Annotated in this window: 20 protein-coding genes and 1 pseudogene; 20 read left to right on the top strand and 1 reads right to left on the bottom strand. The window is 66.5% G+C overall.

The features are described 5' to 3' along the window. The first annotated feature begins 167 nt into the window (after positions 1–167). The 11 genes from pilM (at position 168) to RS901_RS04635 (ending at position 15,977) form a co-directional block, all read left to right on the top strand. Complete coding sequence (pilM, locus tag RS901_RS04685) at positions 168–1,238, top strand: type IV pilus assembly protein PilM (RefSeq protein WP_316153382.1); 1,071 nt, start codon at positions 168–170, stop codon at positions 1,236–1,238. Between the two features lie 17 nt (positions 1,239–1,255). After that, complete coding sequence (locus RS901_RS04680; RefSeq protein ID WP_316151725.1) at positions 1,256–1,909, top strand: PilN domain-containing protein; 654 nt, start codon at positions 1,256–1,258, stop codon at positions 1,907–1,909. A 2-nt stretch (positions 1,910–1,911) separates the two neighbouring features. Beyond that, positions 1,912–2,583 carry a type 4a pilus biogenesis protein PilO gene (locus RS901_RS04675; RefSeq protein ID WP_316151724.1) on the top strand — a complete coding sequence of 224 codons (672 nt, stop codon included), beginning with the start codon at positions 1,912–1,914 and terminating at the stop codon, positions 2,581–2,583. Continuing rightward, on the top strand, positions 2,580–3,131 hold the full coding sequence (locus tag RS901_RS04670; protein ID WP_316151723.1) for a pilus assembly protein PilP: 552 nt from the start codon (positions 2,580–2,582) through the stop codon (positions 3,129–3,131). The genes RS901_RS04675 and RS901_RS04670 overlap by 4 nt, the downstream gene beginning before the upstream one ends. After that, positions 3,128–5,278, top strand: coding sequence for a type IV pilus secretin PilQ (pilQ, locus tag RS901_RS04665; RefSeq protein ID WP_316151722.1), 2,151 nt, complete (start codon positions 3,128–3,130; stop codon positions 5,276–5,278). Before RS901_RS04670 ends, pilQ begins: the two co-directional genes overlap by 4 nt. Positions 5,279–5,623: 345 nt before the next feature. Next, a complete protein-coding gene (locus RS901_RS04660) occupies positions 5,624–6,184 on the top strand; it encodes a shikimate kinase (RefSeq protein ID WP_316153380.1) in 561 nt (186 codons plus the stop codon). Further along, positions 6,181–7,287 (top strand): 3-dehydroquinate synthase, encoded by a 1,107-nt coding sequence (aroB, locus tag RS901_RS04655; RefSeq protein ID WP_316151721.1) that lies wholly within the window; start codon positions 6,181–6,183, stop codon positions 7,285–7,287. The genes RS901_RS04660 and aroB overlap by 4 nt, the downstream gene beginning before the upstream one ends. A gap of 48 nt (positions 7,288–7,335) precedes the next feature. Then, entirely contained in the window at positions 7,336–8,472 is a 1,137-nt protein-coding gene (locus RS901_RS04650) for a deoxyguanosinetriphosphate triphosphohydrolase (protein WP_018313931.1), read from the top strand. 101 nt (positions 8,473–8,573) lie between these two features. Then, positions 8,574–9,299, top strand: coding sequence for a transposase (locus tag RS901_RS04645; protein ID WP_316151719.1), 726 nt, complete (start codon positions 8,574–8,576; stop codon positions 9,297–9,299). Positions 9,300–9,587: 288 nt separating this feature from the next. Continuing rightward, on the top strand, positions 9,588–14,393 hold the full coding sequence (locus tag RS901_RS04640) for a glutamate synthase-related protein (protein WP_316151718.1): 4,806 nt from the start codon (positions 9,588–9,590) through the stop codon (positions 14,391–14,393). A gap of 120 nt (positions 14,394–14,513) precedes the next feature. Continuing rightward, complete coding sequence (locus tag RS901_RS04635; RefSeq protein WP_114132210.1) at positions 14,514–15,977, top strand: glutamate synthase subunit beta; 1,464 nt, start codon at positions 14,514–14,516, stop codon at positions 15,975–15,977. Positions 15,978–16,053: 76 nt separating this feature from the next. On the opposite strand, the gene RS901_RS04630 is transcribed toward RS901_RS04635, so the two are convergent. Next, a complete protein-coding gene (locus RS901_RS04630; RefSeq protein WP_316151716.1) occupies positions 16,054–16,593 on the bottom strand; it encodes a GNAT family N-acetyltransferase in 540 nt (179 codons plus the stop codon). 224 nt (positions 16,594–16,817) lie between these two features. On the opposite strand from RS901_RS04630, the gene RS901_RS04625 reads away from it, so the two are divergent. The 9 genes and pseudogenes from RS901_RS04625 (at position 16,818) to RS901_RS04585 (ending at position 24,644) form a co-directional block, all read left to right on the top strand. Further along, on the top strand, positions 16,818–17,906 hold the full coding sequence (locus tag RS901_RS04625) for a tripartite tricarboxylate transporter substrate binding protein (protein WP_316151715.1): 1,089 nt from the start codon (positions 16,818–16,820) through the stop codon (positions 17,904–17,906). A gap of 144 nt (positions 17,907–18,050) precedes the next feature. After that, positions 18,051–18,869 (top strand): ABC transporter ATP-binding protein, encoded by an 819-nt coding sequence (locus tag RS901_RS04620; RefSeq protein WP_316151714.1) that lies wholly within the window; start codon positions 18,051–18,053, stop codon positions 18,867–18,869. Then, on the top strand, positions 18,866–19,645 hold the full coding sequence (gene mlaE, locus RS901_RS04615; RefSeq protein WP_316151713.1) for a lipid asymmetry maintenance ABC transporter permease subunit MlaE: 780 nt from the start codon (positions 18,866–18,868) through the stop codon (positions 19,643–19,645). The genes RS901_RS04620 and mlaE overlap by 4 nt, the downstream gene beginning before the upstream one ends. 71 nt (positions 19,646–19,716) lie before the next feature. Next, positions 19,717–20,229, top strand: coding sequence for an outer membrane lipid asymmetry maintenance protein MlaD (gene mlaD / locus RS901_RS04610; RefSeq protein ID WP_316151712.1), 513 nt, complete (start codon positions 19,717–19,719; stop codon positions 20,227–20,229). Continuing rightward, positions 20,226–21,335: a VacJ family lipoprotein gene (locus tag RS901_RS04605; protein WP_316151711.1), complete on the top strand. Its 1,110-nt coding sequence runs from the start codon at positions 20,226–20,228 to the stop codon at positions 21,333–21,335. The genes mlaD and RS901_RS04605 overlap by 4 nt, the downstream gene beginning before the upstream one ends. 213 nt (positions 21,336–21,548) lie before the next feature. After that, complete coding sequence (locus RS901_RS04600; RefSeq protein WP_316151710.1) at positions 21,549–22,178, top strand: ABC transporter substrate-binding protein; 630 nt, start codon at positions 21,549–21,551, stop codon at positions 22,176–22,178. A gap of 150 nt (positions 22,179–22,328) precedes the next feature. Further along, positions 22,329–22,624 (top strand): annotated as a pseudogene (locus RS901_RS04595) (STAS domain-containing protein). A 251-nt stretch (positions 22,625–22,875) separates the two neighbouring features. Then, a complete protein-coding gene (locus RS901_RS04590; protein ID WP_316151709.1) occupies positions 22,876–23,826 on the top strand; it encodes an ABC transporter ATP-binding protein in 951 nt (316 codons plus the stop codon). Next, positions 23,823–24,644 (top strand): ABC transporter permease, encoded by an 822-nt coding sequence (locus tag RS901_RS04585; RefSeq protein WP_410054153.1) that lies wholly within the window; start codon positions 23,823–23,825, stop codon positions 24,642–24,644. Before RS901_RS04590 ends, RS901_RS04585 begins: the two co-directional genes overlap by 4 nt. The last annotated feature ends 2 nt before the right edge of the window (positions 24,645–24,646 follow it).

Below are 24,646 nucleotides of genomic sequence, written 5' to 3'. Positions count from 1 at the left end.
AAAGAACTCGGCGCCAGTTCGGCACATTGCCACCGATGCTGGATTTTGTGAGAATCGACCAACATAAAAGAGCAAACGTTTCATTCAAGAAACAAGGCTCGCCCGATTAGAGCGTTCAAGCCAGGGGCGAGTTCAAAAGTCAGGGGGTCACCTTGCGTCGGGGCATTTTGTCGGGGCTTCTACGCCGGACTACGGTCGGTGTGGATATCGGGTCGTCCAGTGTCAAGGTAGTCGAGCTGTCCGCAGGGGGCAGCAGGCAAGACTATCGGCTGGAAAAATGCGCCAGCGAACTGCTGGACCGCAACGCCGTTGCCGATGGCAACGTCATCAATATCGAGGCCGTCGGGATCGCGCTCAAACGCGCGCTGGGCAAGGCCGGAATCCGTTCGAAGGACGTGGTGCTGGGCGTGCCATCCATGCTGACGGAGTCACAGACGGTCAGCCTGCCGGACAACCTGTCCGAAGACGAACTGTATTCCCAGGTCGAATCCGAGGCGCACCGGCTCTATCCGCCGTCGCAGGCGGTCAACTTCGACTTCGCCGTGATCGGCCCCAGCGAGACCGAGGGCGGTATCGGCGTGCGCGTCACGGCGGCCAACAGCGACCGCGTGCAGGAGCGCGTGACCGCGGCCGAGATGGCCGGGCTCAAGCCCCAGGTCATGGATGTCGAGGAATACGCGGTGCAGCGCTCGATCGTGCAGATGCTGGGCGTGCCGCACGAGATGCCCGAGGCCGATGCGCGCGCGCTGCCGGTGGTGGCGGTGATCCACCTGGGCGGCAGCCGTTCCAAGGCGATCTTCTACCAGGGCTGGAAAGAACTCTACGAGCAGCCGCTGAACAGCTACGGCGACCAGCTCACGCAGAGTGCGGCGCGCATGTTCACCCTCGACGCGCTCAAGGCCGAGATCAAGAAACGCAAGAACACGCTGCCTGAAGCCTGGCGCGCGCAGCTGCTCAAGCCGTCGCTGGATGCACTGGCGATGGAAGTGCAGTCCGCGGTCGGCAACTTCATCGCCAGTTCCAGCCTGGGCCGGGTCGACGAGATCCTGCTCTCGGGCGGGCATGCGTCGCTGCTCGGCGTGCAATCGGCGATCCAGCACCAGGCCAAGATCACCACCACGCTGGCGAACCCGTTCGCCAACATGGCGACCAACGCCAAGGTCAACGAGCGCTACCTGCAGCGCGACCTGCCGGCGTACATCGTCAGTGCCGGCCTGGCCCTGCGCGGCCTGCAATAACGCACCGGAGGCATCAGATGTCTACGAACACACTGCCTTCGGTCAACCTGCTGCCTTACCACGAAGCCCGCAAGGCAGCACGCCGCAAGAAGGTCTATACGATGCTTGCCGGCGCCGCAGTGGCTGGCGCTGCCGTGGTGCTGCTGGGTGGCTACTATATCGACGGGCGCATCGCATCGGTGGTCGCGCTCAACCAGGTATTGAGCGCTGAGAACGCCAAGCTGGACGGGCAGATCCGCGAGGTCAACAGCCTGAAGAAGGACATTGATGCGCTGCTGCAGCGCCAGAAGGCCGTTGAAAGCCTGCAGACCGAGCGCAACCGCCCGGTGCAACTGCTTGAGGAACTGGTGCGGCAGGTGCCAGAGGGCGTCTACCTGACCAGCCTGAAGCAGACCGGCGAGGCCTTCACCATTGCGGGCGTGGCGCAGTCCAACGAGCGCATTTCCGAGCTGCTGCGCAACCTGAGCGGGGTGGCCTGGCTGGACAAGGCCGAGCTGGTCGAATCCAAGGCCGTCACCATGACCAACAACCTGCGCGAGCAGCGCCGGTTGTTCGAGTTCTCGATGCGCTTCACGTATCGCGCGCCGGAAGCGGCGGCCGACGGCAAGAAGGCCGTGCCGGGCGCCCCCGCAGCCGCCCCAGTTCCCGCACCCGCAGCCGGAAAGGCCTGACCATGGCGCTCAATACTGAAATCAACCTGGCCGACCTGACCGGCCAGTTCCGCGGGCTCAACCTGAGCGAACCGGAGACGTGGCCGGCCGCGCCGCGCGTGCTGTTCGCGGTGCTGGCCGCCGCCGTGGCGCTGCTGCTGGGCTGGCAGTTCTACTGGAGCGCCAGGTTCGACGAACTCGACCGCCAGCGCCAGGAACAGGAAAGCCTGAAGCAGGCGTACCAGTCCAAGGTGGCGCAGGTGGCCAACCTGGACGCGCTGCGCGAGCAGAAGAAGCAAGTGGAGCAGCGCGTGGCGCTGCTTGAGCGGCAGCTGCCCAACAAGGCCGAGATGGATGCACTGCTGGCCGACGTCAACCACGCCGGCGTCGCACGCGGGCTGCAGTTCGAGCTGTTCAAGCCGCAGGGGGCGGTGATCAAGCCCTACTTCGCCGAGATCCCGGTGAACCTGCGCGTGACCGGGCGCTACCACGAGGTGGCGCAGTTCAATGCCGACGTGGCGGCATTGTCGCGGATCGTGTCGATGCAGAACCTGCAGCTGGCCAATACCAAGGATGGCGGGATGTCGATGGAGGCGGTGGCGATGGCCTACCGCGCGCTCGACCCGGACGAGCAGGCCGCGCAGCGCAAGGCCGCGGCAGCCGCTGCGGCAGCCAAGGCAGGAGGTGCCAAATGAGCCCCACCGCGCGTACCCGCAGCCTCGCCTGGACCACGGCGCCACGCACGTTCGCGGTGGCGGCGCTGGCCGTCGGCCTGCTGGGCGCCTGCGGCGCCAGCGATGAAGACGCCTTGCGCCAGTGGATGGATGCCACCCGCAGCGCGCGCGCCAAGCCGCCCGAGCCGCTGCCCGACGCCCGGCCCTATGTGCCGCGCGAGTACGCCGCAGCCAAGGCGCCCGAGCCGTTCGCGCAGGCCAAGATCGGCGAGCTGAACAAGACGCTGGCGGATTCGCCCGAAGCCGGGCGGCGCCGCGAGCCGCTGGAGGACTACCCGCTCGAGAACTTCAAGATGCTCGGGATGATGATGAAGCACGGGGAGACCTTTGGCATCGTGCGGGTTGATAACAAGATCCACCATATCAAGGTGGGTCAGTATCTCGGCCAGAGCTATGGCCGGGTGGTCCGCATCACCGATCAGGAGATCGTGCTGCGCGAATTGGTCCGGGAGGGGGTATCAGAGTGGAAAGAGAAAATGACCAGCCTGAAGCTGGAGGTGGCGGCATGACCCTCACGCGCTGGTACCGTGCGCTTGCGGGCGCCGCAAAGACAACGATGGCGCTGGCGCTGGCGCTGGCGCTGTTGCTGGTGATTGCCGCGCCGGCCGCGCTGGCACAAAGCAACCGGATCAAGGCGGTTGACGTCAGCATGGTCGGGGAGCAGACCGTGTTCACGATCGAGCTCGAACGGCCGCTGTCGCAGAAGCCGGCGGACTTCACCACGCAGAACCCGGCACGGCTCGCGATCGATTTCTTCGATACCGGCTTTGCCAACCGGCGCGCGCAGTACGACTACGGCGGCAAGCTGGTCAAGTCCGCCAACGTGGTGCAGATCGGCGACCGTACCCGCGTGATCCTCGACCTCACGCGCAACGCCACCTATCGCACCGACCAGCGCGGCAACTACTTCGTGGTGGCGCTGGATAATGTGGCGCCGGCGCTCAAGAACGCCGCGCCCACGTTTGCGCCGGCTGCGACGGCGACGCCTGCAGCCGCGGCGGCACGGCCGTCGTTGCGCAATGTCGACTTCCGCCGCGGTGCCGATGGCGCCGGGCGCGTGGTGGTGGACCTGTCCTCGCGCGATTCGGGCATCAATATCGCGCAGCAGGGCAAGAACGTCGTGGTCGATTTCCTCGGCACCACGCTGCCTGACAACCTGCGGCGTCGCTTCGACGTCAGCGACTTCGGCACGCCGGTGCAGGGCATGCATGCTTCGGACGCCAACGGCAACGCGCGCCTGACGATCGAGCCGCGCGGCAACTGGGAATACAGCTCGTACCAGACCGATACCCAGTTCGTGGTCGAGGTGCGCCCCGTCAAGGAAGACCCGACCAAGCTGATCAGTGGCCCGGGCTATCGCGGCGAGCGCCTGTCGCTGAACTTCCAGAACATCGACATCCGCTCGCTGCTGCAGGTGTTCGCCGATTTCACCAACCTGAACATCATCACCAGCGAAAGCGTGCAGGGCAACATCACGTTGCGCCTGAAGGACGTGCCGTGGGACCAGGCGCTGCAGATCGTGATGGATGCCAAGGGCCTGGCCTCGCGCCGCAACGGCAATGTGCTGTGGGTGGCGCCCAAGGCGGAGCTGCAGACCAAGGAGAAGCTGGAGCTGGAGTCGCAGCAGCAGATCAGTGACCTGGAGCCGATCCGCAGCCAGGTGTTCCAGCTCAACTACCAGCGTGCCGAAGACGTGCGCAAGATGCTGCTGGGCCTGGGGGCGGGCGGCGGCGCTGCTGCGGCGGCGCCCATTGGCGTGGCAGGGGCGGCGGGCGCCAGCACGCGCATGCTGTCCAAGCGCGGTTCGCTGACGGCCGATGCGCGCACCAACCAGCTCTTCGTTTCGGATATCGCGACCAAGCTGGAAGAGGTGCAGAACTTCATCGGCAAGATCGACATCCCGGTGCGCCAGGTGATCATCGAGGCGCGCATCGTCGAGGCCACCGATACCTTCAGCCGCAACCTGGGCGTGAAGCTGGGCTTTGCCGGGCAGTACAACAACGCCAAGGTCGGCAACACCTACAACAACGTGCTGCCGGGCTCGACCTCGGACAACGGCCCGTTCCTGAGCCTGCCGGCAGGCGCCATCAACGGCACCAATCCGGCCAATATCGCGGTGAGCCTGTTCAACAGCGCCGCCACGCGTTTCCTGGCGCTGGAGCTGTCGGCACTGGAAGCAGACGGCAAGGGCAAGATCATCTCCAGCCCGCGCGTGGTCACGGCCAACAACATCAAGGCGCTGATCGAGCAGGGTACCGAGCTGCCGTACCAGGCGGCGACCTCCAGCGGTGCGACCTCGGTGCAGTTCCGCAAGGCCAACCTGAAGCTGGAAGTGACGCCGCAGATCACGCCCGAAGGCAATGTGCTGCTCGATGTGGACGTGAACAAGGACAGTGTGGGCATCCAGACCACCTCGGGCTTTGCCATCGACACCAAGCACGTGCAGACCCAGGTGCTGGTGGAGAACGGCGGCACGGTGGTGATCGGCGGCATCTACACCCAGACCGAGTCCAACGACACCGACAAGGTGCCTCTGCTGGGCGACATCCCGGTGCTGGGCAACCTGTTCAAGAGCAACGCCAAGGTGCGCAACCGCACCGAGCTGCTGGTGTTCCTGACCCCGCGCATCCTGAACGAGAGCGTGTCGCTCAGGTAGGGACATGGCGTCCGGAGGCGCCGGATACAGTAGACTGGCAGGCCGCATCGAGGGATGCGGCCTTTTTTTGCGCGCCGCGGGAGGCCCGGAGGCGGCCCCGGGACGGGCCGGCCATGTGGGCCATGCCGCATTCGCCACTTGCCGGCCGCGCCACAACATAAGAAGATGATGCAGTTCCCAACTGGGGAGGACGGCCCGCATGCCACGCTCCCGAACGACAGTCCAGTGACAGCCTCAGCGACAGGCCCGGCGGCACAGCGCCAGGCCCAGGATCGGTGCGACGCCGATCGATCCGACTCCGAGCGACCGGAATCCGATCGACCCAACCTCTTTTTCGTCGGCCTGATGGGCGCCGGCAAGACCACCGTGGGCCGCACGGTGGCGCGGCGCCTGCACTATCCGTTTTTCGATTCCGACCATGAGCTGGAAGCGCACTGCGGTGTGCGCATCCCGGTGATCTTCGAGGTCGAGGGCGAAGCCGGCTTCCGCGACCGCGAGGCCGCGATGATCCGCGAGCTGGCCGCGCGCCAGGGCATCGTGCTGGCCACCGGCGGCGGCGCCGTGCTGCGCGCCGAGAACCGCGAGGTGCTGAAGGCCTGCGGCACGGTCGTGTACCTGCGCGCCAGCCCGCACGACCTGTGGCTGCGCACCCGCCACGACCGCAACCGCCCGCTGCTGCAGACCGAGGACCCCAAGGGCAAGCTCGAGGCGCTCTATGCTGAGCGCGACCCGCTTTACCGCGAGGTCGCCGACTTCATCATCGAAACCGGCAAGCCTTCGGTGGCGCAGCTTGCTAATATGGTGTTGATGCAACTTGAAATGGCCGGTTTCCCGATCGATCCCCCGCAGCCGGCCCCCGTGCCGCCGGAAGCGTCGGAGCCGCCGGCGCAGGACCCCAATCCATGATTACGCTTGAAGTCGACCTGGGCGAGCGCAGCTACCCCATCCATATCGGTACCGGCCTGCTGGACAACGCCGAACTGCTGCGCCCGCATGTGCGCGGCCAGCACGCCGTCATCGTCACCAATGAAACCGTCGGCCCGCTCTATGCGGCGCGCGTCGAGGCTGCGCTGGCCGCGCTCGGCAAGACCGTGTGCACCGTTACGCTGCCCGACGGCGAGGCCTTCAAGCACTGGGAAACGCTGAACCGGATCTTCGACGCGCTGCTGCAGGCCGGCGCCGACCGCAAGACCACGCTGGTCGCGCTGGGCGGCGGCGTGGTGGGCGACATGACCGGGTTTGCCGCCGCCTGCTACATGCGCGGCGTGCCCTTTATCCAGATGCCGACCACGCTGCTGGCGCAGGTGGATTCGTCGGTGGGCGGCAAGACCGGCATCAACCACCCGCTGGGCAAGAACATGATCGGCGCGTTCCATCAGCCCAACGCGGTGATCGCCGACATCGACACGCTGCGCACGCTGCCCCCGCGCGAGCTGGCCGCCGGCATGGCCGAGGTCATCAAGCACGGCGCCATCGCCGATGCCGAGTACTTCGGCTGGATCGAGCGCAACATCAAGCCGCTGAATGCCTGCGACCCGGACCTGATGGCGCTCGCCGTGCAGCGCTCCTGCGAGATCAAGGCCGGCGTGGTGGCCCAGGACGAGCGTGAGGGCGGCCTGCGCGCCATCCTCAATTTCGGCCACACCTTCGGTCATGCGATCGAGGCCGGCATGGGCTACGGCGCCTGGCTGCACGGCGAGGCCGTCGGCTGCGGCATGGTGATGGCCGCCGACCTGTCGCACCGGCTGGGCTTCATCGACACCGAGACCCGCGCCCGCATCCGCGAACTGACGCAGGCTGCCAACCTGCCCGTGGTGGCGCCGGAACTCGGTGCCGACCGCTATATCGAACTGATGAAGGTCGACAAGAAGGCCGAGGCGGGCAGCATCAAGTTCATCCTGCTGAAGCGGCTCGGCGAAGCGTTCATCACCACCGTGCCGGACGCTGACCTGCGCGCTACGCTCGCGCACGCCGTGCTCAAACCTCCCACCGAGGCCCCGGTCGCCTGACCGATCGGTTATGCCTCGCCACCCCGCCCCAGCCACCGGACGCGCCGCATGACCGACTTTGAAAGCCATCTCGCCCCTTACGCCGCCCGCTCCGCGCAGACGCGCGGGCGGGTACATGCCGAACCCGCATCGCTGTCGCGCAGCGAATTTCAGCGCGACCGCGACCGGGTCATCCACAGCACGGCGTTCCGGCGGCTCGAGTACAAGACCCAGGTCTTCGTCAACCATGAAGGGGACCTGTTTCGCACCCGGCTGACCCACAGCCTGGAGGTGGCGCAGATCGCCCGATCGATCGCGCGCAACCTGCGCCTCAATGAAGACCTGGTCGAGGCGATCTCGCTGGCGCACGACCTGGGGCACACCCCCTTCGGCCACGCCGGGCAGGATGCGCTCAATACCTGCATGAAGAACCACGGCGGCTTCGAGCACAACCTGCAGAGCCTGCTGGTGGTGGACGAGCTGGAAGAGCGCTACGGCGGCTTCAACGGGCTGAACCTGACCTTCGAGACGCGCGAGGGCATCCTCAAGCATTGCTCGCGGGTCAACGCCTCGGCGCTGGGTGAGCTGGGCCGGCGCTTCCTGGAGGGCACGCAGCCGTCGCTGGAGGCGCAGCTGGCCAACCTGGCCGACGAGATCGCCTACAACAACCACGATATCGACGATGGCCTGCGCTCGGGGCTGCTGACGCTGGAGCAGCTCGACGAGGTGCCGATGTGGGCCCGCCACCGCGCCGAGGTGGCCGCTGTCTTCCCCGGCGTCAACGGCCGGCGCGCCATCAACGAGACGGTCCGGCGCATGATCAATACGCTGATCGTCGACCTGATCGAGACCACCAGCCGCAATATCGCCGCGGCCAACCCGCGCAATATCGACGCGGTGCGCGCCGCCGGCCCGCTGGTCGGCTTCAGCCCGCAGATGCATGAAGAAGCGGCCGAACTCAAGCGCTTCCTGTTCCGGCACCTGTACCGGCACTATCTGGTGATGCGCATGTCGGCCAAGGCGCAGCGCATTGTCGGCGACCTGTTCCAGGCCTTCATGTCCGACCCGCGCCTGCTGCCGCCGCAGTACCAGGCCAGCCATGGGGGCGACCAGTCGCGGCTGATTGCCCACTACATCGCGGGCATGACCGACCGCTACGCGATCCGCGAGCACCGCCGCATCTTCGCGGTCAGCGAAGGCAACTGACGGCCGCGTTCGCGCTGGCCCTGCGATCGGCGCGCCAGCCTGCCGCATAAATAGGGACGGATCAGGCTATCATGCGGGCATCAATGCTCGCATGACCTGTCATGGCACGCCTTCCCCGCTTTTCCCCCGCCGGTCTGCCCGCCCTGGTGTTGCAGCGCGGCAACAACCGCCAGCCTGTGTTCCTGGGGCCGGACGACTACCTGCACTACCTAGACTGCCTGCGCATGGCCGCGCGAGAGCATGACCTTGCCATCCACGCCTACACGCTGCGGCCCAACCACGTGCACCTGGTGGCCACGCCCAAGGGCACAGACTCGCTGAGCCTGACCATGCAGGCGGTGGGGCGGCGCTATGCGCGCTACTTCAACCGGGTGGCCGGCCGCACCGGCACGCTGTGGGAAGGGCGCTTCCGCTCCGCGGTGTTCGACCCCGCCCGGTGGATGCTGCCGGCGATGCTCTATGTCGAGGGCAACGCGCTGCGCGCGGGCGAGGTGAGCACCCCCGAGGCCGATCGCTGGAGCAGTTACCACCATCACGCCGGCATCGAGGCCAGCCCGTTTGTGAGCGACCACTCCGCGTACTGGGAGCTGGGCAATACGCCGTTCGAGCGGCAGTCGAACTACCGGATGCTGACCGCCGAGGGCCTGTCGGGCAAGACCCTGGAGACACTGCGCGGCCATGCCCACAGCGGCTGGCCACTTGGTGACGAAGCATTCCTGGCCCAATTGGAGCGGCACGCAATGCGGCGCGTGCAACCGTTACCGAAAGGACGCCCCAAAAAGGTGCAAACGGCATCAACAGATGTGCCAGATTCGATGCATAACTAATGTGTCCCCATTTAAAAGGCTCACAGAAATGGTGCGTAACTTAATATGATCTGACCCCATTTAAAAATTTTGCGAGGCGAACGCGATTCCCATATAGTTGCTCCACCCACAGTCATTGTGCGGCGCGTCACGCTCGTGTACGCCGCTGCGGCCCGCTGACAGCTTCGTCCCCATTTTCCGTCCCGCCGGTTTCCGGTTTGGGTGGAGGAATAAAGAAAACGAGAAAGCGCGCGGTCCCCGTTCCGGTACGCCCAGCCAGTTCGCGCAGCCTTCACCGGAATTCAGCCCGTGGACCAAACGAAAAATCTTTCGGCCCAAGCTCAGGCACAAGCGCAGACCAGCGAGTCTTCCCACGCCATTGACCTGCGCCCGCAAGCGCAGGGCATGTACGATCCCAGCAACGAGCATGACGCCTGCGGCGTCGGCATGGTCGCGCATATCAAGGGCAAGAAGTCCCACGAGATCATCTCGCAGGGCCTGAAGATCCTGGAGAACCTGGACCACCGGGGTGCCGTCGGCGCCGATGCGCTGATGGGCGACGGTGCCGGTATCCTGATCCAGATCCCTGACCAGTTCTACCGCGAGGAAATGGCCGCGCAGGGCGTGAGCCTGCCGCCCGCCGGCGAATACGGCGTAGGCATGATCTTCCTGCCGAAGGAACACGCCTCGCGCCTGGCCTGCGAGCAGGAACTGGAGCGCACGGTGCGCCTGGAAGGCCAGGTCGTGCTGGGCTGGCGCGATGTGCCGGTCGACGCCAAGATGCCGATGTCGCCGACGGTGCGCACCACCGAGCCGGTGATCCGCCAGATCTTCATCGGGCGCGGCCGCGACATCATGACCACGGACGCGCTGGAACGTAAGCTCTACGTTATCCGCAAGACCGCCAGCCACGCCATCCAGGCGCTCAAGCTCAAGCACGGCAAGGAATACTTCGTGCCGTCCATGTCGGCCCGTACCGTGGTGTACAAGGGCCTGCTGCTGGCCAACCAGGTCGGCGAGTACTACCTGGACCTGCTGGACCAGCGCGCCGTCTCGGCCCTGGCCCTGGTGCACCAGCGCTTCTCGACCAACACCTTCCCGGCCTGGGAACTGGCCCACCCGTACCGCATGGTCGCCCACAACGGCGAAATCAACACGGTCAAGGGCAACGTCAATTGGATCAACGCACGTACCGGCGCGATCTCGTCGCCGGTGCTGGGCGACGATCTGCCCAAGCTGTGGCCGCTGATCTACCCGGGCCAGTCCGACACCGCATCGTTCGACAACTGCCTCGAACTGCTGACGATGGCCGGCTACCCGCTCGTCCACGCGATGATGATGATGATCCCGGAAGCCTGGGAACAGCACACGCTGATGGACGACAACCGCCGCGCCTTCTACGAGTACCACGCCGCCATGATGGAGCCGTGGGACGGCCCGGCCGCGATCTGCTTCACCGATGGCCGCCAGATCGGCGCCACGCTGGACCGCAACGGCCTGCGCCCGGCACGTTTCTACGTGACCGAAGACGACGTCGTGGTGCTGGCTTCGGAAGCCGGCGTGCTGCCGTTCCCCGAGTCGCGCGTCGTGCAGAAGTGGCGCCTGCAGCCGGGCAAGATGTTCCTGATCGACATGGAGCAGGGCCGCATCATCGACGACAAGGAACTCAAGGACAACCTGGCCAACGCCAAGCCGTACAAGAGCTGGATCGACGCCGTGCGCATCAAACTCGATGAGCTCGACGCCAAGCCGGAAGACGTTGCCGCCGAGAAGAAGCCGGTGGCCAAGCTGCTGGACCGCCAGCAGGCCTTCGGCTACACCCAGGAAGACGTCAAGTTCCTGATGGCGCCGATGGCGCTGGCCGGCGAGGAAGCCACCGGCTCGATGGGCAATGACAGCCCGCTGGCGGTGCTGTCGTCCAAGAACAAGACGCTGTACCACTACTTCAAGCAGCTGTTCGCCCAGGTGACCAACCCGCCGATCGACCCGATCCGCGAGAACATGGTGATGTCGCTGGTGTCGTTCATCGGCCCGAAGCCGAACCTGCTCGAGCTGAACAACATCAACCCGCCGATGCGCCTCGAAGTGTCCCAGCCGGTGCTGGACTTCAAGGACATCGCCAAGATCCGCAACATCGAGCACTACACCGGCGGCAAGTTCCGTTCGTACGAGCTGAACATCTGCTACCCGAAGGCCTGGGGCAAGGAAGGCATTGAAGCCCGCCTGGCCTCGCTGTGCGCCGAAGCCGTGGATGCGGTGCGTTCGGGCTTCAACATCCTGATCGTGTCGGATCGCCGCGTGGATGCCGAGCATGTCGCGATTCCCGCGCTGCTGGCCACGTCCGCCATCCACCACCACCTGGTGGAGAAGGGCCTGCGCACGTCCACCGGCCTGGTGGTCGAAACCGGCACCGCCCGTGAAGTGCACCACTTCGCGCTGCTGGCCGGCTATGGTGCCGAAGCCGTGCATCCGTACCTGGCGATGGAAACGCTGGCCGAAATGGCCCAGGGCCTGTCCGGTGACCTGTCGCCCGAGAAGGCCGTCAAGAACTTCGTCAAGGCGATCGGCAAGGGTCTGTTCAAGGTGATGTCCAAGATGGGCATCTCCACGTACATGTCGTACACCGGCGCGCAGATCTTCGAAGCCATCGGCCTGTCGCGCGAACTGGTGCAGAAGTACTTCCATGGCACCCCGTCGAACGTCGAGGGCATCGGCATCTTCGAAGTGGCCGAGGAAGCCCTGCGCCTGCACCGCGACGCCTTTGGCGACAACCCGGTGCTGGAAAGCATGCTGGACGCCGGCGGCGAATACGCCTTCCGCATCCGCGGCGAAGAGCATATGTGGACCCCGGACTCGGTCGCCAAGCTGCAGCACTCGGTGCGCGCTGACGACGGCAAGGGCGCCTACCAGACGTACAAGGAATACGCCAACATCATCAACGACCAGAGCAAGCGCCACATGACGCTGCGCGGTTTGTTCGAGTTCAAGGTCGATCCGGCCAAGGCGATTCCGCTGGAAGAAGTGGAATCGGCCAAGGAAATCGTCAAGCGCTTCGCCACCGGTGCGATGTCGCTCGGCTCGATCTCGACCGAAGCCCACACCACGCTGGCGCTGGCGATGAACCGCATCGGCGGCAAGTCCAACACCGGCGAAGGCGGCGAGGACGAGAAGCGCTACCGCAACGAGCTGCGCGGCATTCCCATCAAGCAGGGCGATACCCTGAAGGGCCTGCTGGGCGACGGCGTGATCGAGAACGACCTGGAACTGCGCGACGGCGATTCGCTGCGCTCCAAGATCAAGCAGGTGGCGTCGGGCCGTTTCGGCGTGACCGCCGAATACCTGGCTTCGGCCGACCAGATCCAGATCAAGATGGCGCAGGGCGCCAAGCCCGGCGAAGGTGGCCAGCTGCCCGGCCACAAGGTCTCGGACTACATCGGCAAGCTGCGTTACTCGGTGCCCGGCGTGGGCCTGATCTCGCCGCCCCCGCACCATGACATCTACTCGATCGAGGACCTGGCACAGCTGATCCACGACCTGAAGAACGTCAACCCGTCGTCGGATATCTCGGTCAAGCTGGTGTCCGAAGTGGGCGTCGGCACCGTGGCCGCGGGCGTGTCCAAGGCCAAGGCCGACCACGTGGTGATCGCCGGCCATGACGGCGGCACCGGCGCTTCGCCGTGGTCGTCGATCAAGCACGCCGGCACGCCGTGGGAGCTGGGCCTGGCCGAAACACAGCAGACCCTGCTGCTCAACGGCCTGCGCAACCGCATCCGCGTGCAGGCTGATGGCCAGATGAAGACCGGCCGCGACGTCGTCATCGGTGCGCTGCTGGGTGCCGACGAGTTCGGCTTTGCCACCGCGCCGCTGGTTGCGGAGGGCTGCATCATGATGCGCAAGTGCCACCTGAACACCTGCCCGGTGGGCGTGGCCACGCAAGATCCGCAGCTGCGCAAGAAGTTCCAGGGCAAGCCGGAACACGTGGTCAACTTCTTCTTCTTCGTTGCAGAAGAGGCCCGCGAGATCATGGCCCAGCTGGGCATCCGCAAGTTCGACGAGCTGATCGGCCGCGCCGACCTGCTCGACACCAAGCCGGGCATCGAGCACTGGAAGGCACGCGGCCTGGACTTCAGCCGCATCTTCCACCAGGTGTCGCTGGGCGCGGACGTGCCGCTGTACCACACCGACGTGCAGGACCACGGCCTGTCGGCGGAAGCCGGCAAGGCGCTCGACCACGTGCTGATCGCCAAGGCGCGTCCGGCCATCGAGAAGGGCGAGCGCGTCTCGTTCATCCAGCCGGTGAAGAACGTCAACCGTACCGTCGGCGCGATGCTGTCCGGCGTGGTCGCCAAGCAGCATGGCCACGAAGGCCTGCCTGACGACACCATCCACATCCAGCTGCAAGGCACCGCCGGCCAGTCGTTCGGCGCGTTCCTGGCGCATGGCATCACGCTGGACCTGGTGGGCGACGGCAACGACTACGTCGGCAAGGGCCTGTCGGGCGGCCGCGTGATCGTGCGTGCCCCGCACGAGTTCCGCGGCGACCCGACCCGCAACATCATCGTCGGCAACACCGTGCTGTACGGTGCCATCGCCGGTGAAGCGTTCTTCAACGGCGTGGCCGGCGAGCGCTTCGCGGTGCGCAACTCGGGCGCGGTTGCCGTGGTGGAAGGCACCGGCGACCACGGTTGCGAGTACATGACCGGCGGCACGGTGGTGGTGCTGGGCGGCACGGGCCGCAACTTCGCGGCCGGCATGTCGGGCGGCGTGGCCTACGTCTACGACGAGGACGGCCTGTTCGACAAGCGCTGCAACACCTCGATGGTGGCGCTGGAGGCCGTGCTGGCCGCCGCCGACCAGGAGAAGGGCCAGGGCCCGGCTTCGTGGCACAAGGTCGACGGCAAGCGCGTGCTGGATGAAGTCATCCTGCGCAACCTGATCGAGCAGCACTTCCGCTACACCGGTTCCGAGCGCGCCAAGGCGCTGCTGGCCGACTGGACCACGGCACGCCGCAAGTTCGTCAAGGTCTTCCCGACCGAGTACAAGCGCGCGCTGGGCGAGATGTACGCCAAGGAACAGGCCGCCCGCGACAGCGACCGCGAAGCCATCGCGGCCTGAGCGAGTGCAACGCAACGACGCAGAGGGGCCGCGGCAGCCGCCGCGGTCCTGACAAGATTCTGACCCCACCGCAGGGCCGGCGACGCCGCCGGTCCCGCGCAGCATGACCAAGGACGCAACATGGGTAAGGCGACTGGCTTTCTCGAATTTCCGCGCCAGAACGAAGGCTACGAAGCGGTAGTCAAGCGCGTGAAGCACTACAAGGAATTCGTGTTCGCGCTGTCCGACAGCGAAGCGAAGATCCAGGGTGCGCGCTGCATGGACTGCGGCATCCCGTTCTGCAACAACGGCTGCCCGGTCAACAACATCATTCCCGACTTCAACGACCTGGTGTACCGCCAGGACTGGAAGTCGGCGATCGAGGTGCTGCACCAGACCAACAACTTCCCCGAGTTCACCGGCCGCATCTGCCCCGCACCGTGCGAGGCCGCCTGCACGCTGGGCATCAATGAACTGCCGGTTGGCATCAAGTCGATCGAGCACGCCATCATCGACAAGGCCTGGGAAGAGGGCTGGGTCAGGCCGCAGCTGCCGCGCCACAAGACCGGCAAGACCGTGGCCGTGGTCGGCTCCGGCCCCGCCGGCATGGCTGTCGCGCAGCAGCTGGCACGCGCCGGCCATGACGTGACCGTGTTCGAGAAGAACGACCGCATCGGCGGCCTGCTGCGCTACGGCATCCCCGACTTCAAGATGGAGAAGACGCTGATCGACCGCCGCATCGAGCAGATGCAGGCCGAAGGCGTGACCTTCCGCGCCGGCGTGATGGTGACCGACGGCGAACTGCCGGCCGGCATCAAGAACTACGCCCGTGAAACCATCTCGGCCCAGGCCCTGATGGACCAGTTCGACGCCGTGGTGCTGGCGGGCGGCTCGGAAGTGCCGCGCGACCTGCCGGTGCCGGGCCGCGACCTGGCCGGCATCCACTTCGCGCTGGAATTCCTGATCCCGCAGAACAAGGAAGTGGCCGGCGACGGCGAAAACGAGATCCGCGCCGAAGGCAAGAACGTGATCGTGATCGGTGGCGGCGATACCGGCTCCGACTGCGTGGGTACGTCCAACCGCCATGGCGCCACCTCGGTGACGCAGTTTGAACTGCTGCCGCAGCCGCCGGAAGAAGAGGACAAGCCGCTGGTGTGGCCGTACTGGCCGATCAAGCTGCGCACCTCGTCGTCGCACGATGAAGGCTGCGAGCGCGACTGGTCGGTCGCGACCAAGGAATTCATCGGCGAGAACGGCAAGGTTACGGCTCTGAAGGCCTGCCGCGTCGAATGGAAGGATGGCCGCATGCAGGAAGTCGAAGGCAGCGAGTTCATCCTGCCGGCCGACCTGGTGCTGCTGGCGATGGGCTTCACGAACCCGGTGGGCTCGATGCTGGAAGCGTTTGGCGTGGATACCGATGCGCGCAAGAACGCCAAGGCCTCGACCGAGGGCGAGCGTGCTTACCACACCAACGTGCCCAAGGTGTTCGCCGCCGGCGATGTGCGCCGTGGCCAGTCGCTGGTGGTGTGGGCGATCCGCGAAGGCCGCCAGGCTGCGCGTTCGGTCGATGCCTTCCTGATGGGCCACACCGAACTGCCGCGCTGATTCACCCCGGCAAGAGCAAAAAGCCCGCCTGGCGCAAGCCGGCGGGCTTTTTGTCATCCTGGCGCCGGCGCAGCGCTCAGTCGGCCAGCGTGCGCTCCATCAGCATCGCGCTGGCGCCGTAGCTGGCCAGCTTGGCCGCATGGGCGGCGGCCGTGTGCGCCGCCACCGGGGCGTACCCGAGCCTGCGCCACCAAGGCGCGGCCGACTGCACCGCGATCAGCCGCGAATGCCGCAGCCCCGCCGCGCGCGCGGCTGCCAGTGCCGCCTCGTACAGGCGCGGCGCCAGGCCGGCGCCGCGTCCGGCGGGCGCCACCGCCATGTCGTGCACGAACCAGGTGAGGGCATCCGGCCCGGCGCCATGGCGCCAGCCATCGTCGAGCACGCCGTCCAGCGGCGGCAGGGTGGCTTCGGGCCAGGCGTGGGTAAAGAGGTAGGCTGCGAGCGCGCCGGGATACCCGGGACCGTCCGCGACCCAGCAGGTGGCGGGGGACAGCGCCAGCCGGCTTGCCAGCGCGGCCTGGCTCTCCAGCAGGACTTCGGTATAGCAGCTGGCTTGCACCGCCAGCACGGCCGGCAGGTCGGCAGTGACCATGGGCCGCAGGGTGTAAATCGTCATCGGCCGATTATAGCCGGCGAGGTCCGTGCGCCCTGGCCGCCATGGCGCGTTTGGCAAGGCCTGGCGGGGCCTTCAGGGTTCTCCCGGCTATGGTTTACGTGTCTGTGGTGGCCTGGGTAATGTCCTTACAATTTTCAAGAAACAACTAACGGAAACTGCCTCGCAAATCCTTTTTCCCCAGAACCAGCTTGCCGCCTCCTCAGGAGACCGGCCGGAGGAAATTGATGCCCGAAGTGCGCAATTTGTCGCGGCTTTGGCGAGGTAAAGCAAAGTTGGTGCCGCGCCCCTCAATGGGCGCAGTCCGGCGCTGGCTCCAGCCTTTCCTGTGCCTGTATGCCCTGGGGTGTGCCACGCTGGCGCTGGCGGTGCCAGCCATGCCGGCGCATGCCGGGACCCAGCAGCTCGCGCGCAGCATGTCGTTCCCCGATCGCCCGATGCGCCTGATCGTGCCGTTCCCGGCCGGCGGCGTTGCCGATGCGGTGGCGCGCATGCTGGCCGAGCGCCTCTCCGCGCGGCTGGGCGTGCCGGTGGAGGTCGACAACCGGCCCGGCGCCGCCGGCACCATTGCCGGCGACGTGGTCGCCAAGGCCAGCTCCGATGGCCACACCCTGTTGTTGCACCAGGCCAATATGCTGATCCAGCCCGGACTGGAGCCGGTGCCGTACGACGTCGTGCGCGATTTCACGCCGGTGGCGCGCGTGGCCACCACGCCGCTGTTCCTGGTGATCGATGCCAGGCTGCCCATGCGCACGCCGGAGCAATGGATGACCGCGGTGAAGTCGAACCCCGGCTCCTACAGCTATGGCTACGGCCAGCCGGGCAGCCCCTCCCACCTGTACGCCGAGTACGCCGTGCGCGGCATCCGCAGCGGCGTGCCGCTGGTCACCGCCAAGGGCGAAGCCGCCGTGGTCCAGGAGATGCTGGCCGGCCGCATCAGTGCCTGTTTCTGTTCGTTTGCCGCGGTCCAGGGCCAGGTCAGGAGCGGCGGGCTGCGCCTGGTCGGGGTGACGGGCGTGGCCCGCTCGCCGCTGGCGCCGCTGGTGCCGACGCTGCAGGAGTCGGGGCTGGAAGGCTATGCAGCGGCCGCCTGGTTTGGCGTGATGGCGCCGGCCAAGACGCCGCGCGCAATCGTCGCCAGGCTGGCGGTCGAGCTCGACGCCGTCATGTCCGAGCGTGAGGTGCGTTCGCGCCTGCAGGCAGCGGGGGTCACGCCGCTGCGCGACTCGCCGGAGGCGTTTGCCACCGCGATCCGCTCGGAATCGATCCAATGGCAGGTGATCCTGAAGGACGTTACGCCGACACAGGAGCCTTGAGCAGCAAAGGGGTGGGCCGGTTTGAAGGGCTAGGACAAGTCCGAGAGCCTCCGTCGACGGGGGGCATGTGGCGCGGGGCACACGGGCGCCAGCAGGGCTAGGTAGTACACCTTATAATGCGCGACTGTCCTGACCGGTGCCAACGTGACCGATTCTGCTCAAAACCTCGTCGAACTGACTGCGGTGGACTTCGCCTATGCGGACCACGGCAAGCCGATCCTGTCCGGCCTGACCATGCATTTCCCGCGCGGCAAGGTGATTGCGGTGATGGGCGGCTCGGGTTGCGGCAAGACGACGGTGCTGCGGCTGATCGGCGGCCAGGTCCGCCCGCAGGCAGGCACGGTCAGCTTTGCCGGCACCGATATCCACACGCTGGATACCCGCGGCCTGTACGCGGTGCGCCGCCAGATGGGCATGCTGTTCCAGTTCGGCGCGCTGTTTACCGACCTGTCGGTGTTCGACAATGTGGCGTTCCCGCTGCGCGAGCACACCGACCTGCCCGACTCGATGATCCGCGACCTGGTGCTGATGAAGCTCAACGCGGTCGGCCTGCGCGGCGCGCGCGACCTGCAGCCGTCGCAGATCTCGGGCGGCATGGCGCGGCGCGTGGCGCTGGCGCGCGCGATTGCGCTGGATCCGGCGCTGCTGATGTATGACGAGCCCTTCGCCGGGCTGGACCCGATCTCGCTCGGGCTGACCGCGCGGCTGATCCGCAGCCTGAACGACGCGCTGGGCGCCACCACGATCATCGTCTCGCACGACGTGCACGAGACCTTCCAGATCGCCGACTACGTCTATTTCATTGCCGACGGCCGCATCGTCGCGCAGGGCGAGCCCGAGGCGCTGCGCGCCTCCACCGACCCGTTCGTGCACCAGTTCGTCCATGCCGAGGCCGACGGCCCGGTGCCGTTCCACTACGCCGGACCTTCGCTGGCCGAGGATTTCGCCGGAGGTGCGCGGTGACGGACTTCTTTACCACCATCGGCGCGGCCGTGCGCCGCAGCCTGTCGGGGCTGGGCCGTGCCACGCGCATGTTCCTGACGCTGCTGGGCCTGTCGCCGGCGCTGCTGCGCCGCTTCCGGCTGGTGACCGACCAGGTCTTCTTTGTCGGCAACCTGTCGCTGGTGATCATCGCGGTGTCGGGCCTGTTCGTGGGCTTCGTGCTTGGCCTGCAGGGCTACTACACGCTGAACCGCTACGGGTCCGAGCAGGCACTCGGGCTGCTGGTGGCGTTGTCGCTGGTGCGCGAACTGGGCCCGGTGGTGACCGCGCTGCTGTTCGCCGGCCGCGCCGGCACCTCGCTGACTGCCGAGATCGGCCTGATGAAGGCGGGCGAGCAGCTGACGGCCATGGAAATGATGGCGGTGAACCCGCTGCAGCGCGTGATCGCGCCGCGCTTCTGGGCAGGCGTGATCGCCATGCCGGTGCTGGCGGCGATCTTCAGCGCGGTCGGCATCCTGGGCGGCTACGTGGTGGGCGTGCAGTTGATCGGCGTTGACGCCGGCGCCTTCTGGTCGCAGATGCAGGGCGGCGTCGACGTGCGCGCCGACGTGCTCAATGGCGTGATCAAGAGCTTTATCTTTGGCATCGCTGTGACGTTTATTGCCCTGTACCAGGGCTTCGAGGCCAAGCCCACGCCGGAAGGCGTCGCGCGCGCGACCACCCGTACCGTGGTGATTGCGTCGCTGGCCGTGCTGGGGCTGGATTTCCTGCTGACCGCGCTGATGTTCAGCAACTGACGCGGCCATACCAACGACAACACAGACAAGACAGCGACAAGAACACTACGGGGTTGAAGAAAGAGATTCCAATGAAAAAGAATGCACTCGATTTCTGGGTGGGGCTGTTCGTCGCGGCGGGCTTCGTCGCCGTGCTGTTCCTGGCCCTCAAGGCGGGGAACATGAGCGCCTTTTCCTTCCAGGACACCTATAGCGTGCAGGCGCGCTTTGACAATATCGGCGGGCTCAAGCCGCGCGCGCCGGTCAAGAGCGCGGGCGTGGTGGTCGGCCGCGTGGCGGCGATCCGCTTCGACGACAAGACCTACCAGGCGACCGTCGAGATGAGCCTGGAGAAGCGCTACCAGTTTCCCAAGGACACCTCGGCCAAGATCCTGACATCCGGACTGCTCGGCGAGCAGTACATCGGCCTGGAAGCCGGCGGCGACACCGCCATGCTGGCCGAAGGCGGGCGCATCACCATGACGCAGTCGGCGGTGGTGCTGGAAAACCTGATCGGCCAGTTCCTGTACAACAAGGCGGCAGATGCCGGCGGCGGTGCGTCCGCCGGTGCCAGCGCACCGACGCCGGCAGGGGACCTCAAATGAGCGTTGCCCCATCCTTCTGCAAGGGCCTGGCCGCGGTGGCTGCCGCGGCCGTGCTTGCCGGTTGCGCCACGGGCCCCACCGCCAATCCGAAAGATCCGCTGGAGCCGTTCAATCGCGAAGTCGCGAAGATCAACGAGGACTTCGACAAGGGCATCCTGCGCCCGGTGGCCCAGGTCTATGCCGACTACATGCCCACGCCGGTGCAGCGCGCGGTGGAGAACTTCTTCTCCAACGTGAGCGATGTCTACTCGGCGGCGAATAACCTGCTGCAGGGCAAGCCCGCCCGCGCCGCCGAGGACACCATGCGGGTGGCCATGAACACCGTGCTGGGGATCGGCGGCCTGATCGACATCGCCACCCCGGCCGGGCTGCCCAAGTACAAGGAAGACTTCGGCCAGACGCTGGGCGTGTGGGGCGTGCCGGCCGGGCCGTACCTGGTGCTGCCGCTGTTCGGGCCCAGCACACTGCGCGACACCGGCGGCATGCTGGTGGACCGCAGTTTCGATCCGTCGGCCTATTTCTATCCGGTATCGCTGCGCAATTCGCTGACCGGCGTGCGCATCGTCGCAGGCCGGGCGCAGCTGCTGGGCGCGAGCAACCTGCTGGAGCAGGCGGCGCTGGACAAGTACTCGTTCCTGCGTGATTCCTACCTGCAGCGGCGCCAGTACCTGATCTACGACGGCAACCCGCCCGAAGGCGACGAGGATGCAGACAGCGCCCCGGAGGCGCCGGCGGCGCGCCCTGAAGCCCCTGCCGGGGCCGAAGGTGAAAAGCCTGCCACGCCTGCCACGCCCGCTACGCCCGCCACGCCCGCTACGCCTGCCACGCCCGCTACGCCTGCCACGCCCGCTACGCCTGCTACGCCTGCCACGCCCGCTACGCCTGCTACGCCTGCTACGCCTGCTACGCCTGCTACGCCTGCTACGCCTGCTACGCCGGCGCAGCCTGCAGCACCGGCGCCCGCTGCGCCGCCGGCCGACGCCTCGGCCCCGGCCGCCACGCCTGCGCAGCCGCCCTCGGGCGACCTGCAGCCTGAGAGCCAGAGCCTGCCGATACCGCCCATGGATCCGATGCAGCGGATCGTGCCGGGTGTCCGTATCCGCTGACCCTGCGTGGCGCGGGCGGCTCCAGGGCCCGCGCCAGGCTGTGAATGCCCTGTGAGGGCTGAAACAATTTGTTTATAAGTAGCGGCAAAGGCGCTTGCGGGGGCAACCACCGCTCCGCGCTTATGTTCCAATCACCGCAAGGCCGCGCGCCAGCCATGGCGCCCGGCCAGTTCGCCCTTGGCGAAAAACGTCTTTGATGAAGAAGGAAAATCCATGATAAAGCGACTGTTGGTCCCCTTCCTTACGGTAGTTGCCTTCGCAGGCACGGCGCACGCCCAGGTGGCGGCCCAGGACGCGGCCACCCCGGACGGGCTGGTCAAGGCCGTGGTCAGTGACGTGATGACGACCGTCAAGGCCGACAAGGACATGCAGGCCGGCAATATCGCCAAGATCGCCGCGCTGGTCGAGCAGAAGATCATCCCCAACGCCAACTTCCAGAAGACCACGCAGATCGCCATGGGCCGCAACTGGTCCAAGGCCACGCCCGAGCAGCAGAAGCAGATCACCGAGGAGTTCAAGACCCTGCTGATCCGCACCTACGCCGGCGCCATCGCCCAGATCCGCGACCAGACCGTGCAGTACCGCCCGTACCGCGGCACGGCTGACGATACCGATGCCACCATCCGCACCCAGGTCGTCAACAAGGGCGAGCCGATCCAGATGGACTACCGCCTGGAAAAGACCGCCCAGGGCTGGAAGGTCTATGACATCAACGTGCTGGGCGCCTGGCTGACCGAAGCCTACAAGGGCAGCTTCAACACCATCGTCGGCCAGCAAGGCGTCGAGGGCGTGATCAAGACGCTGCAGGACCGCAACCGCCAACTGGCCAGCGCCAAGAGCTGAGGCGCGTGCCCAACGGTGCGCCGCTGCAATGCAGCACGGCGCGCCGATCTGCTCTACAATGGCCGTTCGCGGCACAGACTCCCGCCCGATGTGCGGGAGTCGTCGCTTTTGCCACCGTATTCAAGCTACCGATCCCCAGGCCACGCATCCATGCTCTCGCTAGGTACTTCGCTGACCAACCAGAACGCCGCCGCCGTGCTGCGTGACGGGCTGGCACGCGTGGCGCAGGGCGAGGTGCAGGTCGACTGCACCGGCCTGGCGCAGGTGGATTCCTCCGCGGTCGCCGTGCTGCTGGCATGGAACCGCGCCGCCGCCGCGCGCAGCCAGGCGCTGTCGCTGCGCGGCGTGCCGCCGCAGCTGTCGCAACTGGCCAGCCTGTACGGCGTGGACGGCCTGCTGGGCCTGGCCCCGCGGCCGCACCGCAAGGGCACCACCACCGACATTGATCCGGCATCGCCGGTCGCCAGCACGGCGGCCGCCCGCGATGCCGCGGCGACGGCCCTGCGCGGTCGCCGAGCCCCTGGGGGCGGATCAAGCGGGACCCTCCCCGCATCCCCTATAATTCCGGGTTGTTCGCCCATCCCCCCGCCTGTTACCGGTTCATGCCACGCCGGGCCAGGAAGTTCGGGCACGCAGTTGCTCCCCAATTCCCGGCGGCCGGCCCCGAAAAAGCCGGACCCGCCACAAACAATCGGCCATGAAAGCCATTGAAATCCACGACGTTCGCAAGCGCTACCGCAACCTGCAGGCGCTCAAGGGCGTCAGCTTCACCGTCGAACGCGGCGAATTCTTCGGCCTGCTCGGGCCGAACGGCGCCGGCAAGACCACGCTGATCTCGATCCTCGCCGGCCTGAACCGCGCCGATTCCGGCCGCGTCAGTGTGCTTGGTCACGATGTCGTCGCCGACTACCGGATGGCCCGGCGTATGCTGGGCGTGGTGCCGCAGGAGTTGGTGTTCGATCCGTTCTTCACGGTGCGCGAGACGCTGCGGCTGCAGTCGGGCTACTTTGGCCTGACCCGCAACGATGACTGGATCGACGAGATCATGGCCAACCTGGACCTGACCGGGAAAGCCGACGCCAATATGCGCCAGCTCTCGGGCGGCATGAAGCGGCGCGTGCTGGTGGCGCAGGCGCTGGTGCACCGCCCGCCGGTGATCGTGCTGGACGAGCCCACCGCCGGTGTGGACGTGGAACTGCGCCAGACGCTGTGGAAATTCATCTCGCGCCTGAACCGGGAAGGGCACACCATCATCCTGACCACGCACTATTTGGAAGAGGCCGAGGCCCTGTGCGACCGCATCGCCATGCTCAAGTTCGGCGAAGTGGTGACGCTGGACCGCACCAGCAACCTGCTGACGCAGTTTGCCGGGTTGCAGCTGGTGCTGACCTTTGCGCGCGGCAGCCTGCCGCCGGCGCTGGAGGCGCTGCGCATGCCGGACAACCCCGGCGCGCGCGCGGTGCGCCTGCGGTTGTCGGGCTACCAGGCGGTTGAACCGATCCTGGCCGCCTGCCGCGAAGCGGGCTGTGACATCGAAGACATGGAAATCAACAAGGCCGACCTCGAGGACGTATTTGTGCAGATCATGCGCCGCGAGGGGCATATGCCCGGTGCGCTGCCCGATCCGGCGATGGAGGCCGTGGCATGAAGCAGCCTGGCGATATCGAGGTCCTGGAAGACACCGGCCTTGGGCCGATGGCCGTGGGCGGCCTGGTGGGTTTCCGCACTCTGCTGTACAAGGAAGTGCTGCGTTTCTGGAAGGTGAGCTTCCAGACCGTGGCCGCGCCGGTGCTGACCGCGGTGCTGTACCTGCTGATCTTTGGCCATGTGCTGGAAGACCGGGTCAAGGTCTATGACCAGATCAGCTACACCGCCTTCCTGGTGCCCGGCCTGGTGATGATGAGCGTGCTGCAGAACGCGTTTGCCAACAGCTCGTCATCGCTGATTCAGTCCAAGATCACCGGCAACCTGGTGTTCGTGCTGCTGCCGCCCTTGTCTCACTGGGAGATGTTCGGCGCCTATGTGGTGGCCTCGGTGATCCGCGGGCTGACCGTGGGCCTGGGCGTGCTGCTGGTGACGGCGTGGTTTGCCAATCTGCATTTTGCCTATGTGGGCTGGATCCTCGTCTTTGCGCTGCTGGGCGCGGGCATCCTCGGCACGCTGGGCCTGATTGCCGGCATCTGGGCCGAGAAATTCGACCAGCTGGCCGCGTTCCAGAACTTCCTGATCATGCCGGCGACCTTCCTGTCCGGTGTGTTCTATTCGATCCATTCGCTGCCCGCCTTCTGGCAGGCGGTGTCCCATGCCAATCCGTTCTTCTACATGATCGACGGCTTCCGCTATGGCTTCTTCGGCGTCTCGGACGTGTCGCCGCTGTTCAGCCTGGCAGTGGTCGGATCGGCGTTCGTGGTGCTGGCCGCGCTGGCGCTGCGTTTGCTGAAGTCCGGATACAAGCTGCGCCACTGAAC

Origin of the sequence: Cupriavidus sp. BIC8F, assembly GCF_032465815.1 — a bacterium.
Lineage (GTDB): Bacteria > Pseudomonadota > Gammaproteobacteria > Burkholderiales > Burkholderiaceae > Cupriavidus > Cupriavidus necator.
This window is presented reverse-complemented; position numbering and strand designations above follow the sequence as displayed.

What these genes read in the sequence shown, in the direction of transcription:
- RS901_RS04680 (WP_316151725.1), top strand. Translation starts at nt 1,256, where the DNA reads ATGTCTACGAACACACTGCCTTCGGTCAACCTGCTGCCTTACCACGAA.
- RS901_RS04675 (WP_316151724.1), top strand. Translation starts at nt 1,912, where the DNA reads ATGGCGCTCAATACTGAAATCAACCTGGCCGACCTGACCGGCCAGTTC.
- RS901_RS04670 (WP_316151723.1), top strand. Translation starts at nt 2,580, where the DNA reads ATGAGCCCCACCGCGCGTACCCGCAGCCTCGCCTGGACCACGGCGCCA.
- pilQ (WP_316151722.1), top strand. Translation starts at nt 3,128, where the DNA reads ATGACCCTCACGCGCTGGTACCGTGCGCTTGCGGGCGCCGCAAAGACA.
- RS901_RS04660 (WP_316153380.1), top strand. Translation starts at nt 5,624, where the DNA reads ATGGGCGCCGGCAAGACCACCGTGGGCCGCACGGTGGCGCGGCGCCTG.
- aroB (WP_316151721.1), top strand. Translation starts at nt 6,181, where the DNA reads ATGATTACGCTTGAAGTCGACCTGGGCGAGCGCAGCTACCCCATCCAT.
- RS901_RS04650 (WP_018313931.1), top strand. Translation starts at nt 7,336, where the DNA reads ATGACCGACTTTGAAAGCCATCTCGCCCCTTACGCCGCCCGCTCCGCG.
- RS901_RS04645 (WP_316151719.1), top strand. Translation starts at nt 8,574, where the DNA reads ATGGCACGCCTTCCCCGCTTTTCCCCCGCCGGTCTGCCCGCCCTGGTG.
- RS901_RS04635 (WP_114132210.1), top strand. Translation starts at nt 14,514, where the DNA reads ATGGGTAAGGCGACTGGCTTTCTCGAATTTCCGCGCCAGAACGAAGGC.
- RS901_RS04630 (WP_316151716.1), bottom strand. Translation starts at nt 16,593, where the DNA reads ATGACGATTTACACCCTGCGGCCCATGGTCACTGCCGACCTGCCGGCC.
- RS901_RS04625 (WP_316151715.1), top strand. Translation starts at nt 16,818, where the DNA reads ATGCCCGAAGTGCGCAATTTGTCGCGGCTTTGGCGAGGTAAAGCAAAG.
- mlaD (WP_316151712.1), top strand. Translation starts at nt 19,717, where the DNA reads ATGAAAAAGAATGCACTCGATTTCTGGGTGGGGCTGTTCGTCGCGGCG.
- RS901_RS04605 (WP_316151711.1), top strand. Translation starts at nt 20,226, where the DNA reads ATGAGCGTTGCCCCATCCTTCTGCAAGGGCCTGGCCGCGGTGGCTGCC.
- RS901_RS04600 (WP_316151710.1), top strand. Translation starts at nt 21,549, where the DNA reads ATGATAAAGCGACTGTTGGTCCCCTTCCTTACGGTAGTTGCCTTCGCA.
- RS901_RS04590 (WP_316151709.1), top strand. Translation starts at nt 22,876, where the DNA reads ATGAAAGCCATTGAAATCCACGACGTTCGCAAGCGCTACCGCAACCTG.
- RS901_RS04585 (WP_410054153.1), top strand. Translation starts at nt 23,823, where the DNA reads ATGAAGCAGCCTGGCGATATCGAGGTCCTGGAAGACACCGGCCTTGGG.